Source organism: Pantoea sp. CFCC18177 (genome assembly GCF_059412425.1).
Genome location: NZ_JBNBPL010000013.1, coordinates 51,800 through 67,329 on the forward strand (window position 1 = coordinate 51,800; position 15,530 = coordinate 67,329).

Genomic DNA, 15,530 nt, shown 5'->3' on the forward strand with positions numbered 1-15,530 from the left:
GCGCTGGCGTTTTTTGATGGCAGAAAGGGGAGCGTGAGCACAATGTTGACGCAGGGTGAGCAGTGGATTTGGCGTCGGGAACCGGCATGAATATCATCACTATTATTATGTCCGCGGGCAAAGCTTCCGTGGATGTTGCACTGTATACGCTTATTCCGATCATGGTGGTGATGTTATTCATCATGAAATATCTGGAAGTGAAAGGCGTACTGGATTTTGTAGTACGTCATTCCACGCCGTTATTAAAACCGTTAGGTATTACCGGGCTGGCATTATTTGCCTTAATTCAGCTTAATTTCGTCAGCTTCGCGGCACCGCTGGCGGCATTAGCGATTATGGAAAAACGCGGCACCTCGGATCGTCATATGGCGGCGACGCTAGCCATGCTGTTCGCCATGGGTCAGGCCAACGCCTTTTATCCGTTGATACCCGCAGGACTGAACTGGAGCGCGGCACTGCTGATCTCCATCTGTGGCGGTGTGCTGGCAGCAGCGGCGACCTATCACTGCTTTGGTCGCAAGCTCTCCGATGCCGCACTGTTGAATGAAGACGAAGCGGTCGCCAACAACGAAAGCAAAATGGGGCTGATTGCGATTATCAACAGCGCAGGCGCCGATGCCATCCGCCTGGCGCTGGGATCGCTGCCGATGTTGATTCTCTCGCTGTCCGTGGTGGGCATTTTGAAAGAATCCGGCGGCATTGAAATGCTCACGCGATTAGTCTCACCGCTGCTGGATAAACTCAACATCTCCGAAGTCTACATATTGCCCGCACTGACCAAATGTCTGGCAGGCGGTACCGCCTACTACGGCGTGGTAGCGGGATTGGTGGAGAAAGGTCTGTACAGTGCCCACAATATCAATGCGTCGGCCGGTTTGCTGATTCAGACCTTTGACCTGCCCGGCATTGGCATCTTCCTTGGGTTATCGAGCCGTTTCCCTCGCCTGTTCCGCTTCGCGGTGCCGGGTATCATCCTCGGTATCGCACTGCGCGGTGTGGCGCACGCCATGCTGTTTTAATTATCCCTGGCGCTGAAAAGGCTTTTCAGCGCCCAATTTTAAATAACACTACAGTTTTCAGGCGTTATTTAAAATTAACCCTATACATTCCATCGTTATTTTCATCAGTTGCAAAACTTTTAATTATCGTACTATTATCCCCAGCATGGCTTTCCAAAAATAATTAATCCCAGATCCATTAAAGGGTTAATTAATACCTTAATTTCATTGCAGGTAATCGTCCTGCATATTCACTATTGATACGCAGATAGGGTAGATCCATGAGCGGTAAACAAATAACCTGGAATGGCGGGTTACAGCCTGAAGCCATCGAGATTTTGTCACAGGACGGTGGCATGATTGTAAGCCCAACCAAAGTGGGTTACATCATTATGACCTCCGATAAAGCCGGGCTGGAGCGCAAGTTTGAAGCTAAGCAGCGCAAGCGCAACAAGCCGGGTGTGGTGCTGTGCGGCTCACTGGAACAACTGCGTTCACTGGCGCAATTAACGCCAGAAATTGATCAGCTTTATCAGCAACATTGGGATCAAGATATTTTACTGGGCTGTATTTTACCGTGGCGCGAAGATGCGCTTTCGCGTATTCCGGATGATGGCTCAAAAGAGCTGATGATGGACGGACGCCAGACCAGCTGCTTCGTGATTAAATTTGGTCGTCCCGGTGAAAATATTGCGAAAGCGCTGTGGGAAGATCACGGGAAATTCTCTTTCGCCAGTTCAGCCAATCCATCGGGTCAGGGTAACCGTGGTTTAGTTGAGGGGATTGGTGAGCGTATTGCATCGCGTGCTGATTTAATTATCGAAGCCAATGATTACGTGAAATCGATTCAGCCTAACGACGCCAATAAAGTGCGCTACGAACAAGGCGTGATGGTGTCGATGGTGGATAGCGAAGGCCGCCTGATCCCGCAACAAAACGGTGAACGCAAAATCACGCCGTGCCCGGTGCTGATCCGCAAAGGTCTGGATGTCGATAAAATCATGGCGCTGCTGTCAGATATCTTCCCATCATGGGATTACCGCCACGGTGATTACTACTGATGTGTTGAAGCCTGTTTCCTCCAAGAGGAAACAGGCGACACGGGTTACCACTCGACGGTAATTTTGCCGAAGTGACCCGCAGCTTGCTGATGCTGGAAGGCCGCAGGCAATTCACCCAACGCACCGTAGCTGTCGCTGATCACCGGGCGAATACCGGTTTGTTCCAGAGCCCGCACAAAGTCCTGCTGCTGGCGGCGATGTCCGACAATCAACCCCTGGATACGCGCCTGTTTCGCCATCAGTTGTGCGGTCGGCACGGAACCTTCGAATCCGGTTAACACCCCAATCAAAGCAATATGGCCACCCACGCGCACTGCCTCAATCGACTGCGCCATGGTGCCCGGTCCGCCGAGCTCAATCACCGCATCCGCCCCTCTGCCGTCAGTGAGTTGTTGCACGGCTTTGCCCCACTCCGATGTGCTGCGATAGTTGATACCTGCATCAGCACCCAACTCTTGCGCCCTCGCCAGCTTCTCATCTGAAGAGGAGGTGACGATTACGCGTGCGCCCATCGCCTTCGCGATTTGCAGTGCGGTAATCGACACACCGCCAGTGCCCAGCGTCACGATGGTGTCCCCTGCTTTGATCTGTGCATCACCCACCAGCGCGCGCCATGCCGTCAGGCCGGAGGTGGTGATGGTTGCCGCTTCCGCATGCCGCCAGCCACGGGGTGCCAGGGTGAAGTGCTGAGCCGAACGCACCACCACTTCCGCCGCAAAGCCCTCAGCGCCATCGCCCGGCGTCTGGGCAAAATTGCCAACCTGTGCGAAAGGCAAACCGTCTTGCCACTGCGGAAAGAAGCAGGAAACCACGTGGTCGCCAGGCTTAAATTCGGTGACGCCTGCGCCGACTTCTTCCACCACGCCCGCACCGTCCGCCATCATGATGCGATCTTGCGCAGTAGGGATCGATCCGTTAGCCACCAGCAGATCGTGGAAATTGAGTGAGGTCGCGTGGATCGCTACACGGATCTCGCCAGCACCCGGTCTGCCGGGATCGGGCAGATCGGTGAGTTGCAACTGATCTAAGCCGCCGGGTTGTTTGAGGATCATCGCTTGCATGGTTGCTGTTCTCCTTATTGAAGCACGCATAACTGACTTCGCACCGTTGTTGTAGCGGCGCGATTTATCGCGCTGGATTTAAAACAACGCGCAATAAATTGCGCCGCTACTTTTCGTGCAGGCCTTTAAACTGTGTGCTTAGTGTGGCAGTGATGCCCGCTCCTTGCCTGCTACAATGTGCGGTTTGCGCCTCGGCGTGTTAACTCGAAACATCCGCGCCATAGGCGATCGCTTTTTGTGCGCGCAACTCCGCCAACCGACGCTCCAGCGCCGCTTCGATGTTGTCGTAAGCCGTGCTGCCAAGGGCTAAACGCAGTGGCATGGCTGCTTGATCCAGCGTGGCGATCATCGCGGTCACCGATTTTGCCGCATCCCCTTTGATGGCGAAATCGCCCGACAAGATCGCCCGGCGCAGTTGGCCAGACGCCGAGTCGTGATAAGCCTCCAGCGCATCCGCAATATCCAGCCCGGCGCCAAAGTTAGTGGCGGTTGGACCCGGCTCAACCAGCAGGAAATCGATGCCAAAACTGGCCACCTCCTGACGCACCGCCTCAACAAAGCCTTCGATGCCCCATTTGCTGGCGTGATACAAACTGAAGTTAGGATAAGCCACCTGCCCACCTTCAGAAGAAACCTGCGCGATGCGTCCTCCGCCCTGCTGGCGCAGCAGCGGAATTACCGCGCGAATCAACTGAATGGAGCCGGTGAGATTGGTGGCGATCTGGCGATCAATCTGCGCATCACTCAGCTCTTCCGCCGCGCCAAACAAACCGTAGGCGGCATTACTCACCACCACGTCAACGCGCTCCACTTGTGCAAAGGCTTGAGCAACCGCCGGCGCGATGCTGGCGGTGTTAGCCAGGTCCAGCGAGATGACCTGTAACTGCTCGACATATCGCGCCTGCAGATCCGCCATTGCAGCGGTGCGGCGCACGCAGGCCAGCACGCGATCGCCGCGCGCCAACAGATCTTCACTCATTAAACGGCCCAGCCCGCTGCTGGCACCAGTGATTAACCAGGTTTTCATTTTGACCTCCTCTTATTGAAAACCTGATAGTAGATCGCTTTACTGGTGGTCATAATCTCCCCAATCGCGCATGACCTGGTGAGGAAAAACCACCAATGAGAAGACCTTCCTGGCAAGAACTGCAGGCCATTAAAACGCTGGGTGAACAGCGCAGCTTTCGCCGTGCCGCCGAGATGCTTGGCCTGAAACGCTCTTCACTCAGCCATCTGGTGAAAACGCTGGAACACAATCTTGGGGTACAACTATTTCAACGCACCACGCGCAGCGTGTCACTTACCGATGTCGGGCAACAGTTACTCGATCGACTCGCCCCACTGCTGAATGAGATGGATGAGGTGCTGCATGATGTCAGCGCGCGCCGCCAGCAGCATGCGGGCATATTGCGCATCAGCGCCAGCGACGCGGCAATCAGTATCCTGCTGGAAAAAGTGGTGCCCGCTTTCAGTCGCGACTATCCCAACATCCAACTCGACTTCGCCGCCCAGGGCGCACTGGTGGATATCACTGCAGCCGGATTCGATGCCGGCATTCGCTTAGTGGAAGATGTGCCGCAGGATATGGTGGCGATTCATTTAGGCGGCCCGCTGAGCTTTATGACGGTCGCCGCACCGTCCTATCTGGCCGCACATCCGTTGGTGCAGCAACCGCAGGATTTATTGCAACAGCAGTGTATTCGACATCGTTTGCCCAGTGGAAAACGCTACCGCTGGGAGTATGAGAAAGCAGGAGAAAGATGTGAGATCGAGGTGCCAGGCATTATCACGCTGGACAACAACGCGCTGATGACCAGTGCGGCCATCAGCGGATTGGGCATTGCTTATGTGCCGTCGCTTTACGCCGAAACGGCGCTGCAATCCGGTCAGTTGGTCGAGCTACTGGCCGACTGGCGGGTGCAGTCGGCAGGTATGGCATTGTGGTTCCCGCCCAACCAGCATCAGTCGATGGCGCTGCGGCTGTTTATCGATGCGCTGAAAATCAGCCTGCCGCGCCGGTCGTGACTCAAGCCTGACGCTGTGGCGCTTTGTGCACCATGGTGTAAGCGTAATCCACGCCCATGCCGTAAGCACCGCTGTGTTCGCGCACCAGATCCATCACTGCATCGTAGGTCTCTTTACGTGACCAGTCGCGTTGGTACTCCAGCAGCACTTGCTGCCAGGTCACTGGCACTGCACCCGCCTGCACCATACGCTGCACAGAACGTTCGTGGGCATCGACGCTGGTGCCGCCAGAAGTATCGGTCACTACGTAAACTTCGTAGCCCTCTTTCAGCGCCATCAGTGCCGGGAAGGTCAGGCACACTTCGGTCCAGAGCGCGGAGATAATCAGCTTCTTGCGACCGGTTTTCTTCACCGCCTCAACGAATTTGGCATCTTCCCATGAGTTCATAGAAGTACGCTCAATCGGTTTCGATTCTGGGTGCACCGCCAGCAGTTCTGGCCAGATGTAGCCGCTGAAGCTTTCGGTTTCTACCGAGGTATAAATCACCGGCACGTCGAAAATCTTGCCCGCTTTGGCCAGGGCAACGGTGTTATTTTTGAGCTGCTGGCGATCAATGTTAGCGACACCAAAAGACATCTGCGGTTGATGGTCGATGAAGATCAGAGTTGAGTTCTGTGGGTCGAGCAGGTCGAGTTTAGACATGATTTATTCCTCAAAGGTATCGTTAAATTTGTGTGTTGTGCTGCTGGAATAAACTTTAGAGAAAGGGTCGAGGAAGAGATAACGCAAAGAATTTTACAACTTGTTCAAACTGTTTTTAGAAGGTTGATTTACAAGAATAAATACACCATAAACACGCCATTTTTAGCGTAAAAATACCCGATATGCACATTGCCTCGACGGCAAAAACGGGCGTAACCTTTGCAGACAAAATCATAAAAAACACCATCGCAAAAATGATCGTACGTCCTCATCAACACTGGTTCCTCCGGCTGTTTGACTGGCACGGCTCGGTGCTGAGTAGCATTGTCTTTCGCCTGTCGCTCAACTTACTGATGTCGGTGGCCGCCATCATCGGCTATCCGTGGTACTCCACCTTCGGCATTCACCTCACTACCGCCCCCTTTAGCCTGATTGGGGTATCGATCGCCATCTTCCTCGGCTTTCGCAACAACGCCAGCTATGCACGCTTTATCGAGGCCCGTACGCTGTGGGGCAATATGCATATCACCCAGCGTTCATTGCTGCGCCAGATAAAATGCCTGCGCGGCATCAGTGAAGCGCAGGTGCAGGAATTTATCGGGCTGCAACTGGCCTTTAGTTGGGCGCTGAAACATCGCTTACGTGAAACTGATGCAAAGGCTGACTTAGCGCGTTTGCTGCCAGAAAAATGGCACAACGCGGTGCTGGGCCATCCAATGCCCACCTCTCAAACGTTGTTGTGCATGGGTGAATGGCTGGCGCAGCGGCGTGATGAAGGTCTGGTGTCGGATATTGTCTGGCAGAGTATTGATGAGAATCTCAGTCATCTGTCGGCTTATCTGGGAGGCTGCGATCGTCTGGCGGGTACACCGATTCCGTTCGCCTACAGCTTGATTCTGCATCGCACGGTTTATCTCTTCTGTACCTTATTGCCGTTCGCGCTGGTGGCGGATTTGCATCTGATGACGCCACTGGTATCGGTGTTTATTTCTTACACCTTCCTGTCACTGGAGTCGCTGGCAGAGGAGTTAGAAGATCCGTTCGGCACCGCGCCAAATCATCTGCCGCTGGATGCGCTGTGCGTGAATATCGAACGTAATTTGAAGGCGATGAATAATGATTTTCCGTTGCCGGAACCGCACCAGCCGGATAAGCATTTTAATTTGACGTAACGAGATGGCCCGCCTGGTGCGCATAAATGCGCACCCAACGCTGTTATAGGGTCGCCATTTATGGCGACCTGACACGCGTTAATTCTGCTTATCCAGCCACCGCACATACGCCTGATCCCAGAGCGCGGATGGCGTACCCGCTTTACCCAGACCAAAACCGTGTCCGCCGCTGCTGAGTTCAATCAGTTCCACCGGCACGCGCATACGGCGGCAGGCATCACGCATCATTTCAGTGTTATGGGGATTGGAGGTGTGATCGTCTTCCGCCTGCGCCAGGAAGGTGGGCGGATAGGCGCGGGTCACATAGTTTTGCACTGACCAGTTCGCTTCCTGGGTTGGCGTCGCGTGGTCGCCCACCATCATCAGGTGCGTTTTGGTGTTCTGATACGGTGCTTCAAGAGTGATCACCGGATAGATCAGGCCCACGCTGTCGGCGGTTGGGCGAATTTGATCGAGCGGGTCCTGCGCAGGATAGGTCGTGAAGTCGGGGCGTGCTGCCGCCATGCCGAGCAGGTGTCCACCGGCAGAAAATCCGAGCAGATGCACTTTACGCTCCATCGAACGCACCAGACGGATAGCGCGTTGGGCATCCTGCAGTGGCGCGAGATTGCCCGCCTGCCATTTCTCACCCGGCAAACGATAACTCAGCACATACACGGTATAACCATTGGCATTTAACCAGCGCGCCACGGGCCAGGCTTCACGGCCCATGCCGATAAAACGATAACCGCCGCCAGCCGCCACAATCACCGCTTCGCCATTGGGATTTTCCGGGCGGAAACGTTGAATCGCTGGAGAAACGATGTTGGTCCAGGAGCCGTTCATACTGACTTTCAACAGACCAGACGGCCCGCCGCCGCCCGGTGGATCATCGGGCCATAATGGAATGATGTCATCACGCGCAAAGAGTTTGCCCGTGGTCATTGAGAGGACGGTAGCCCCGGTAGCCAGCAAAAAGTGACGCCGTGAAAGTTTCATGCCCAGTCGCCAGTATTGAAGATATTTGTCAGCCTTGCGGGCTGAGTCTCGTTATGTGATGCGTGTCGTATTTCAACGCTGGCGATTATGTACGCATTTTGTACAAAAAATCCATAAAAAAAGCGCCTAAAAAAGCGCTTGTTTTATAGCTAATCCAAAAATTCTTTTAATTATCTACTCAGCTCAAATCCCCTAAATAATTCAAGTTGTAGCAAGGCGGCAAGGGGGTAAGTCCCCAGGAGCTTACACAAGTAAGTGACTGGGGCGAGCATCCGCAGCCAACGCCGCGACAGCTTGAAGTATGACGGGGATTTAATCTTGTTGCTGGAATTGGGTCATAACAGTTTGCTCGCATTGCTGCTGGTTGTGCCGCAGCTGCGCGCGCTCATCATCACCCAACTCCATCCAGGCGCTGATCACTTCCTGCGCGGTCTCTTCATTGAATTCGGGCTTCTCCACCGCTGAAGAGGACTGGCTGGCCGCCAGCTGAGACTTCATCTTCGCGGTGTAAGTATCCAGGTCGCTGGTCTTTTTTTCCGTGCTAACGATATGGCACAGCTGGCTGGCGTAGACATTTTCCATCTGATTATCATCACCCTCGGCAGCCAGCACGCTGGCGGACAGGGAAAGTCCCACAAGAGCAAACAGAAACGCTTTCATAACAGGCTCCAGTAATTTCCAGAAAATCACTTTTGATTGTGTTGTGCGCGTGCCGCCTGACGGGCTGCACGCCAGTTTAATAACGGCGTCACCGTGATGCCGTGCAGCACAATGCTGCACACCACTAACGTCAACGCCATATCCACCATTTGCTCCGCCTGCGGGCCATGAAGACCATGCACCCAGGCGTAAGCGATGTAGTTGATACTACCGATGCCGCGAATGCCCAGCCAGCCAATTAACAAGCGGCGTATCAAGGGGATTTCACAGCGCCAGGTGGTGATCCACACCGCCAGCGGCCGCACCACCACAAACAGCAGCAGCGCCAGGCCAATGCCTGTCAGGTTCCAGTGCTGCGCCAGCGTGATACCCAGCACCACCATCATGCCCGCCGCCAGCAGGCGCTCGATGGTATCACCAAATGACAACGCATCACCGATCACCAAACCCACTGATTTCACCATGCCGCTGCCGCCGTGCGCCAGACGCTGGTTAGGATTGACGCGTGCCTCAGCAGGCAGGTATTGCTCTTCTTCTGACACCGCCTCTTGCGGATAGTGCTTCACCACCCGCAATTCTGCGCGTCGCAAACCGACACCCGCCGCGAACGTCGCCAGAAAGCCAGAGGCATCCACCGCTTGTGCTGCCGCATAGCTCAGTGCAATTAACGCCAAAGCGAGGAAGTCATTGGGAGCGATGTCTTGATGGGCACTACGCAGATGAGTGGTTAACTGGCCGATGACGCGTCCCAGCAGATAACCGATGCCCAGCCCACCGGCGATGGCCCACAGCACATCTTTCATTGCCCATGCGCTGAGGTTGCTGACATTCAACGATTCGGGCGCGAGCATTAACAGCGCCAGCATCAATAACGGCAGCGCTGAGCCATCATTCATGCCCGCTTCACTGGAGAGTGCCACGCGCAGAGCATCATCATCACGCGCATCGTTAACCGATATCAGGCTGGCGAGCACCGGATCGGTCGGCGCAACAATCGCGCCAAATGCCAGCGACAGCGCCCAGTCAAAACCTGTGATCCAGTGCACCAGCAGCGTCATGCCCCCCACGGTGAGCAGCATGGCCGGAAAAGCCAGCCGCACCCCCACTCGCCAGGCATGCGCAGTGAGCGGCAAACGTAGCTTGAGCCCGGTGATAAACAGCGAGGCGGCCATGGCGATTTCGGTCAGGTGGGCGGCCAGACTGGCGTGGCCAATAATGTCGAGTTGCAACAGATTGAACATCCACGGGCCACACAAGATGCCCGCGAACAGGTAAAGCCCAAACGCAGTCACTGGCCCGCGGTGAATCCAACCGGAAGCCAGTGACATCAGAAGTAGCAGACCACCGGTGGCGGCAGTCCAGGCCAGGAAGTTCATAACGCTCCGTTTTTAAATCATATTCTCCCTTAAGCCTGGCACAGGAATAGCGATCAGTTTTTCAGGTGGCGGCTCGCCAGACGGATCATCAAAGCAAGCGCAGCGGCCAGCGTTGAGAGTGCCATCACGCCGGTCCAGCCAAAGTGAGCCAGCGCGAGGCTGCCGAGTGCCGCGCCCGTTGCCATGCCGATAAACACCACGGTAAACATCAGCGCATTCAAGCGGCTACGCGCTTCAGGCGCCAGGCTGTACACCAGCGTCTGATGCGCCACCAGCGTGGCCTGTACACCTAAATCGAAGCCCACCGTACTGATGATAATCAGACCAATCTGTGCCGGAACCGGTAAAACTGGCAGCAGGAACATTAGGGCAAATGACACCATCACCAGCGCGGCACCGTACTGCGTGACACGCGCTGGACCAATGCGGTCCGCCACACTGCCCGCCAACGGCGCTGCCAGCGCACCTGCTGCGCCTGCCAGGCCGAATGCCCCCGCCACGGCGCTGTCAAAATGGAATTTATCACTCAGCATCAACGCCAGCGTTGACCAGAAAGCGCTAAAGCCTACCGACAGCAGCCCTTGCGCTATTGCGGCACGACGCAGTGTCTGGTGATGCTGCCACAGGTGCGCCAGCGACAGCAGCAGACGCGGGTAGCTCACCGATGTGCCGGGTTTAAAGCTGGGCAGTACCCGCCACAACGCCAGGCTGATCAACAACACCGCGCCTGCCGCCACCAGGTACATGGTGCGCCAGCCAAAATACTCCGCCACCACGCCACTGACGACGCGTGACAGCAGAATCCCCACCAGCAAGCCAGTCATGACGGTGCCAACGGTTTTCCCGCGACTGCGCTCCGGCGCTAAGGCGGCTGACGCCGGGACGATATCCTGCGCCACGGTGGCGGTTAAGCCGGTGACAAAGCTGGCAATCAACAATGCATTCAAGCCACCAGAAAAGCCGCACAGCAGCAGCGCGGCCATCAGCAGCAGTCCTTTAATCAGGATGATGGTGCGGCGGTCATGGCGGTCACCGAGCGGTGCCAGCAACAGGATGCCGAGCGCGTATCCGGCCTGAGTCAGCATCGGCACCATGCCCACGCTGCCGATACCGACGTTAAATTGTTTACTGATGATATCCAGCATCGGTTGGCTGTAGTAAATCGATGCCACGCTGAGCCCGGCACCCGCCGCGAGCGTAAACACCAGCGGTGCCGGTAGTTTTTCCGCTGGCATGGCAGAAGATTGCGAAATGGCTGACATATTGGTTTCCCCCGTGAAAGTGCGCTTATTAAAGCGCGTTGCCGCCATACGCGGTAGACTGCTCAAACACAGAACTGTTATGCATGGTGTGTATGAGCAATTCAGCCAGTATTGACCGCATTGAACTGATGCAAACTTTTATACGTATTGTCGAGAGCGGCTCGCTTTCCGCAGCCGCCGTGCAGCTGGGCACCACGCAGCCCACCATCAGCCGTCGATTACAGGCGTTGGAACAACGGTTGGGGCTGAAGTTGATCCTGCGCACCACGCATGCTCTGAAACTCACTGACGATGGTGAGCGCTGTTATGCACAGGCCCGGCAGTTACTGGCGACCTGGCATGCACTGGAGGATGAACTCACCGGTTCCAGTGACGATCCGATAGGCACGCTGCGGGTCCGTGCACCGCACGCCTTTGGTCAGGATCAGTTGATTGATCCGCTGGTAGATTATCTCCAGCGCTATCCGCGCCTGACGGTGGAGTGGATGCTCAATGACCGCACGCCAGATTTCATTAGTGAGAACGTTGACTGCGCCATCCAGGTCGGTGTGGTGAGCGATCCCTCCCTGGTGGCGATTTTGCTGGCTGAAGTACCGCGTTTTGTGGTCGCCTCACCGTCACTGCTGGCAAAGCATGCGCCGATTGCCGCGGTGACACAGCTCACCGAACTCCCCTGGCTGGCACTGACCAGCTTCTATCGGAATGAACTGATGCTGCAGCGGCGCAGCGATAGCCAGGCAGTGAATCTGGCGATTGCGCCGCGTCTCGCCAGCGACAGCCTGTACGCCATCCGCAAGGCGGCACTCGCCGGTATGGGCGCAGCGATTCTTTCTTCGTGGGTAGTGCAGGAGGATTTAGCGAAAGGGGCGTTGGTTCAGTTGGTGCCCGAGTGGCAAGCCCCGCCGCTGCCGGTGTGGCTGACCTATCCGTGGGCCAGTTATTATCCCGCGAGGATGCGGCATTTTTTCGCGATGATCAGAGATGTGATGCCGAAACTGGCGGGGACACAACCGGTGTTGAAATGATGGGGGCGAGCGAATGGCCCCCACCTGCTTACTTCTTCTCCACCTTCGACATATTATCCAGCCAGCCCATCACAAAGGCCGACAGCACAAAGGTCAGGTGAATAATCACGTACCACATCAGTTTGCTGTTATCGACGTTGCGCGCGTCCATAAAGATACGCAGCAGGTGGATCGATGAAATCGCCACAATCGAGGCCGCAACTTTGTTCTTCAGCGAGCCGGAATCCATTTTGCCCAGCCAGCTCAGCTTCTCTTTGTTCTCATCAATATCCAGCTTAGAAACAAAGTTCTCATAGCCAGAGAGCATCACCATCACCAGCAATCCGCCGACCAGCGTCATATCCACCAGCGACAGCAGCAGCAGAATTAAATCGTTTTCTGCAATGCTGAAAATATTGGGCAACAGGTGAATAATTTCCTGGAAAAATTTGATGGTCAGCGCCAGCAGCCCCAGCGAAAGTCCAATGTAAACCGGGGCCAACAACCAGCGCGATGTATACATCAGGTTTTCGATAAAACGTTCCATAATTTCCCATTAATCAACAAACAAGTGGTCGAGTATAACCGAACTTGTGTGAAGTTATTTCAGCCCTTCTTCAGAAATTTCAGGGGCCGCAGGCAGCGGCAGCGACAGACGAAACTCCGCGCCGCCTGCCGGGCGGTTTTCCGCCCAGATGCGCCCACGATGGGATTCAATGATGGTTTTACTGATCGCCAAACCCAGCCCGACACCCGGCACAGCGGACTCCTTATCCCCACGCGCGAATTTATCGAAAATACGCGTCATGTTTTCCGCCGCGATACCCGGACCGTTGTCCCACACCGCAATCTCCAGCCGCTCGTTATCACGCCATGCACGAATACCGTGCTGGGCCGCGTTGCCAGCATACTTCAGACTGTTTTCAATCAGGTTGGTAAACACGCGTTCCAGCATGGCGCTGTCGCCTTTGATTAGCACCAGCTCTGGCGGCAGATCGAGTGTAAAATCGTGCCCTTTCAGCGACGGTCCCATGCTGCTTAACGCACCGCCAATCACCTCATCCAGCGCCACCCACTCATCACGCAGGTTGAGGCCACCGGACTGGATACGCGCCATATCCAGCATGTTGCTTACCAGCCGAATGGTGCTGAGCGTCTGTTCGCGAATTTGATTGGCTTGTCCGACATATTTTGAGTCTTCCCCCGCCAAATCGAGCATCAGCATCTCCGCCTGGCCAAACAGCACCGTTAGCGGCGTGCGCAGGTCGTGTGACAGCGCAGACAGCAAGGCATTGCGCAGTTGCTCACGCTCTGCTGCCAGGCGTGAAGAAGCCTCACTCTGCGACAATGCCATACGTTCTAGCGCGTTGGCGATCAGCACGGTGAAGGTTTCCACCAGACGCTGCTGTTCTGGGATCATCAGCTGGCGCAGGTTTTCCGGCTCCACCACCAGCAAGCCGCGACAGTGATTGCCGCTCTTCAACGGCAGGATTTGATAAGGTACGGCGGGCAGTGTGTCCGTGCCCGCTCCCGCTGGTTGCGCCTTGCTGAAGCTCCATTTCGCGATACCGAGATCCGGCGGTGTGCCGATGCTGCTCTCACCGACCGCCTGCAACTCGCCCTGCTCATCCGGCAGCAACAGCTGGCTGCGCGCCTGCAGGGTGACATCAATCACCCGCTGGCTGGTGGCGGCGATATCCTGCGGGGTAAGCGCGCTGCCCAGCGATTTCGCCATCTCATACAGGTGTCGCGCACGCTGTTCACGATAGCGCGCCACTTTGGCCTGATAACGCACGCCAGCCGTCAGGTTCCCGACAATCACCCCCACCGCCAGCATCACCGCAAAGGTCACCAGATACTGCAAATCCGACACCGCCACCGTGCCGGTGGGTGCCACAAAAAACAGGTCGAAGGCAAGGATGTTGATTACCGTGGCAAACACCGATGGCCAGCGTCCGAAGCGCAACGCCACCAGCACCACCGCCAACAGGTAAATCATTACGGCATTGGCCGGATCGAACTCCACCAGCAGCCTGCGTCCCACAATGGTGACCAAAATGCACAGCGCAATCGCCATCAGGCAACCACGCAGATGCAGCCGCCACTTATCGCTGCTGGCCGGTTTTCCTCCCAGCGGATGCGGCGCATCGCGCACCGGTTCATCTAATGCGACCACCAGCAAATCAAGATCGGGGCCGAGTTGGCCCAGACGCTGCGCAAAACTGTCGCGACGCCAGCGCCGCTGCGGCTGGCGTCCGGTAACAATTTTGCCGAGGTTGTGCTCGCGGGCGTAGCGCAGCACTGCTCGCGCTTCATCGGGATCGGACAAGGTGGCGGTTTCAGCCCCCAGCTCCTGCGCCAGTTGCAGGGTGCGCAAAATCCCGCGCCGACGCGCTTCCGGCAGGCGATTAAGACGTGGCGTTTCGACGTAGACCGCATGCCATTCGCTGCCGAGGCGCGCCGCTAAACGTGCCGCAGTACGCACCAGTTTCTCGCTGCCGGTGTCATCACCAATGCACAGCAGGATGGCATCACGCGTGTGCCACACTTTGTCGCGGCCCTGCTGATCGCGCCAGGCGCGCATCTGGTCATCCACGCGGTCTGCCGTGCGGCGCAGCGCCAGTTCGCGCAGGGCAAACAGGTTGCCTTTGCGGAAGAAGTTTTCAATCGCACGTTCAGCGCGATCGCCCACGTAGACTTTGCCCTCTTTCAGCCGCTGGCGCAGATCGTCCGGAGGCAGATCCACCAGCACCACTTCATCGGCGCTATCGAAAAACGGATCGGGCACGGTTTCCCGCACCTGAATGCCCGTCACCCCGCCGACCACATCGTTGAGGCTCTCCAGATGCTGCACGTTGACGGTGGTGATCACGTCAATGCCCGCTTCCAGCAGCTCTTCGATATCCTGCCAGCGTTTGGGATGGCGCGAGCCTTGCACATTGGTGTGCGCCAGCTCGTCCATCAGGATCACCGCAGGATGGCGTGCCAGCGCTGCATCGAGATCGAATTCGGCATGGCGTGAGCGCCCGGTGGCACGACGGGGTAATACCGCCAGACCGCTGAGCAGCGCGGCGGTCTCTTCACGCCCATGGGTTTCCACCACGCCCGCCAGCACATCGAGGCCTTGCGTGCGTAAGCGCTGTGCCTCCTGCAGCATGGCAAAGGTTTTCCCTACGCCTGCACAGGCGCCGAAGTAGATTTTCAGCTTGCCGCGATGGCTGTCGCTATGGTTAAGCAGCAGCGCATCGGGGTCAGGGCGGGTGATGTCGTCGTTCATTCGTCATCCATTT

Annotated in this window: 14 protein-coding genes; 5 read left to right on the forward strand and 9 right to left on the reverse strand. The window is 56.3% G+C overall.

Going from position 1 to position 15,530, the window contains the following annotated elements:
- The first annotated feature begins 86 nt into the window (after positions 1-86).
- A complete protein-coding gene (locus ACPUC8_RS14800) occupies positions 87-1,019 on the forward strand; it encodes a nucleoside recognition family protein (protein ID WP_494926666.1) in 933 nt (310 codons plus the stop codon).
- 260 nt (positions 1,020-1,279) lie between these two features.
- A complete protein-coding gene (locus ACPUC8_RS14805; protein ID WP_039328376.1) occupies positions 1,280-2,059 on the forward strand; it encodes an L-threonylcarbamoyladenylate synthase in 780 nt (259 codons plus the stop codon).
- Between the two features lie 44 nt (positions 2,060-2,103).
- Here the strand turns inward: ACPUC8_RS14805 and ACPUC8_RS14810 are convergent, their stop codons facing one another.
- Both ACPUC8_RS14810 and ACPUC8_RS14815 read right to left on the reverse strand, forming a co-directional pair.
- Complete coding sequence (locus tag ACPUC8_RS14810) at positions 2,104-3,120, reverse strand: zinc-dependent alcohol dehydrogenase family protein (RefSeq protein WP_494926667.1); 1,017 nt, start codon at positions 3,118-3,120, stop codon at positions 2,104-2,106.
- A gap of 199 nt (positions 3,121-3,319) precedes the next feature.
- Positions 3,320-4,147, reverse strand: a complete 828-nt coding sequence (locus ACPUC8_RS14815; RefSeq protein ID WP_494926668.1) for an SDR family oxidoreductase — start codon at positions 4,145-4,147, stop codon at positions 3,320-3,322.
- 95 nt (positions 4,148-4,242) lie between these two features.
- Between ACPUC8_RS14815 and ACPUC8_RS14820 the strand changes: the two genes are divergently transcribed.
- Positions 4,243-5,145: a LysR family transcriptional regulator gene (locus tag ACPUC8_RS14820; protein ID WP_494926669.1), complete on the forward strand. Its 903-nt coding sequence runs from the start codon at positions 4,243-4,245 to the stop codon at positions 5,143-5,145.
- A gap of 1 nt (position 5,146) precedes the next feature.
- Here ACPUC8_RS14820 and ACPUC8_RS14825 read toward each other — a convergent pair whose 3' ends face one another.
- Entirely contained in the window at positions 5,147-5,788 is a 642-nt protein-coding gene (locus ACPUC8_RS14825; protein ID WP_039328370.1) for a hydrolase, read from the reverse strand.
- Between the two features lie 254 nt (positions 5,789-6,042).
- Here ACPUC8_RS14825 and ACPUC8_RS14830 point away from each other — a divergent pair, with 254 nt between their 5' ends.
- Entirely contained in the window at positions 6,043-6,960 is a 918-nt protein-coding gene (locus ACPUC8_RS14830; protein ID WP_039328440.1) for a bestrophin family protein, read from the forward strand.
- A gap of 78 nt (positions 6,961-7,038) precedes the next feature.
- Here ACPUC8_RS14830 and ACPUC8_RS14835 read toward each other — a convergent pair whose 3' ends face one another.
- From ACPUC8_RS14835 to ACPUC8_RS14850, 4 genes are all read right to left on the reverse strand, one after another.
- On the reverse strand, positions 7,039-7,884 hold the full coding sequence (locus ACPUC8_RS14835; protein WP_039328439.1) for an alpha/beta hydrolase: 846 nt from the start codon (positions 7,882-7,884) through the stop codon (positions 7,039-7,041).
- Positions 7,885-8,250: 366 nt separating this feature from the next.
- On the reverse strand, positions 8,251-8,598 hold the full coding sequence (locus ACPUC8_RS14840) for a hypothetical protein (protein WP_494926670.1): 348 nt from the start codon (positions 8,596-8,598) through the stop codon (positions 8,251-8,253).
- 26 nt (positions 8,599-8,624) lie between these two features.
- Positions 8,625-9,974 carry a cation:proton antiporter gene (locus ACPUC8_RS14845; RefSeq protein ID WP_494926671.1) on the reverse strand — a complete coding sequence of 450 codons (1,350 nt, stop codon included), beginning with the start codon at positions 9,972-9,974 and terminating at the stop codon, positions 8,625-8,627.
- A gap of 53 nt (positions 9,975-10,027) precedes the next feature.
- On the reverse strand, positions 10,028-11,236 hold the full coding sequence (locus ACPUC8_RS14850; RefSeq protein ID WP_494926672.1) for an MFS transporter: 1,209 nt from the start codon (positions 11,234-11,236) through the stop codon (positions 10,028-10,030).
- 92 nt (positions 11,237-11,328) lie between these two features.
- On the opposite strand from ACPUC8_RS14850, the gene ACPUC8_RS14855 reads away from it, so the two are divergent.
- Complete coding sequence (locus tag ACPUC8_RS14855) at positions 11,329-12,261, forward strand: LysR family transcriptional regulator (RefSeq protein ID WP_494926673.1); 933 nt, start codon at positions 11,329-11,331, stop codon at positions 12,259-12,261.
- 28 nt (positions 12,262-12,289) lie between these two features.
- Here ACPUC8_RS14855 and ACPUC8_RS14860 read toward each other — a convergent pair whose 3' ends face one another.
- The gene (locus ACPUC8_RS14860; protein WP_039328365.1) at positions 12,290-12,787 is read right to left on the reverse strand and encodes a TIGR00645 family protein; all 498 of its coding nucleotides are present in this window, start codon (positions 12,785-12,787) and stop codon (positions 12,290-12,292) included.
- Positions 12,788-12,841: 54 nt separating this feature from the next.
- The gene (gene kdpD / locus ACPUC8_RS14865; RefSeq protein ID WP_494926674.1) at positions 12,842-15,517 is read right to left on the reverse strand and encodes a two-component system sensor histidine kinase KdpD; all 2,676 of its coding nucleotides are present in this window, start codon (positions 15,515-15,517) and stop codon (positions 12,842-12,844) included.
- Between the last annotated feature and the right edge of the window lie 13 nt (positions 15,518-15,530).

Coding starts and splice junctions, on each gene's coding strand:
- ACPUC8_RS14835 (WP_039328439.1), bottom strand. CDS start 7,884: ATGACCACGGGCAAACTCTTTGCGCGTGATGACATCATTCCATTATGG.
- ACPUC8_RS14805 (WP_039328376.1), top strand. CDS start 1,280: ATGAGCGGTAAACAAATAACCTGGAATGGCGGGTTACAGCCTGAAGCC.
- ACPUC8_RS14825 (WP_039328370.1), bottom strand. CDS start 5,788: ATGTCTAAACTCGACCTGCTCGACCCACAGAACTCAACTCTGATCTTC.
- ACPUC8_RS14810 (WP_494926667.1), bottom strand. CDS start 3,120: ATGCAAGCGATGATCCTCAAACAACCCGGCGGCTTAGATCAGTTGCAA.
- ACPUC8_RS14860 (WP_039328365.1), bottom strand. CDS start 12,787: ATGGAACGTTTTATCGAAAACCTGATGTATACATCGCGCTGGTTGTTG.
- kdpD (WP_494926674.1), bottom strand. CDS start 15,517: ATGAACGACGACATCACCCGCCCTGACCCCGATGCGCTGCTGCTTAAC.
- ACPUC8_RS14855 (WP_494926673.1), top strand. CDS start 11,329: ATGAGCAATTCAGCCAGTATTGACCGCATTGAACTGATGCAAACTTTT.
- ACPUC8_RS14840 (WP_494926670.1), bottom strand. CDS start 8,598: ATGAAAGCGTTTCTGTTTGCTCTTGTGGGACTTTCCCTGTCCGCCAGC.
- ACPUC8_RS14845 (WP_494926671.1), bottom strand. CDS start 9,974: ATGAACTTCCTGGCCTGGACTGCCGCCACCGGTGGTCTGCTACTTCTG.
- ACPUC8_RS14820 (WP_494926669.1), top strand. CDS start 4,243: ATGAGAAGACCTTCCTGGCAAGAACTGCAGGCCATTAAAACGCTGGGT.
- ACPUC8_RS14830 (WP_039328440.1), top strand. CDS start 6,043: ATGATCGTACGTCCTCATCAACACTGGTTCCTCCGGCTGTTTGACTGG.
- ACPUC8_RS14800 (WP_494926666.1), top strand. CDS start 87: ATGAATATCATCACTATTATTATGTCCGCGGGCAAAGCTTCCGTGGAT.
- ACPUC8_RS14850 (WP_494926672.1), bottom strand. CDS start 11,236: ATGTCAGCCATTTCGCAATCTTCTGCCATGCCAGCGGAAAAACTACCG.
- ACPUC8_RS14815 (WP_494926668.1), bottom strand. CDS start 4,147: ATGAAAACCTGGTTAATCACTGGTGCCAGCAGCGGGCTGGGCCGTTTA.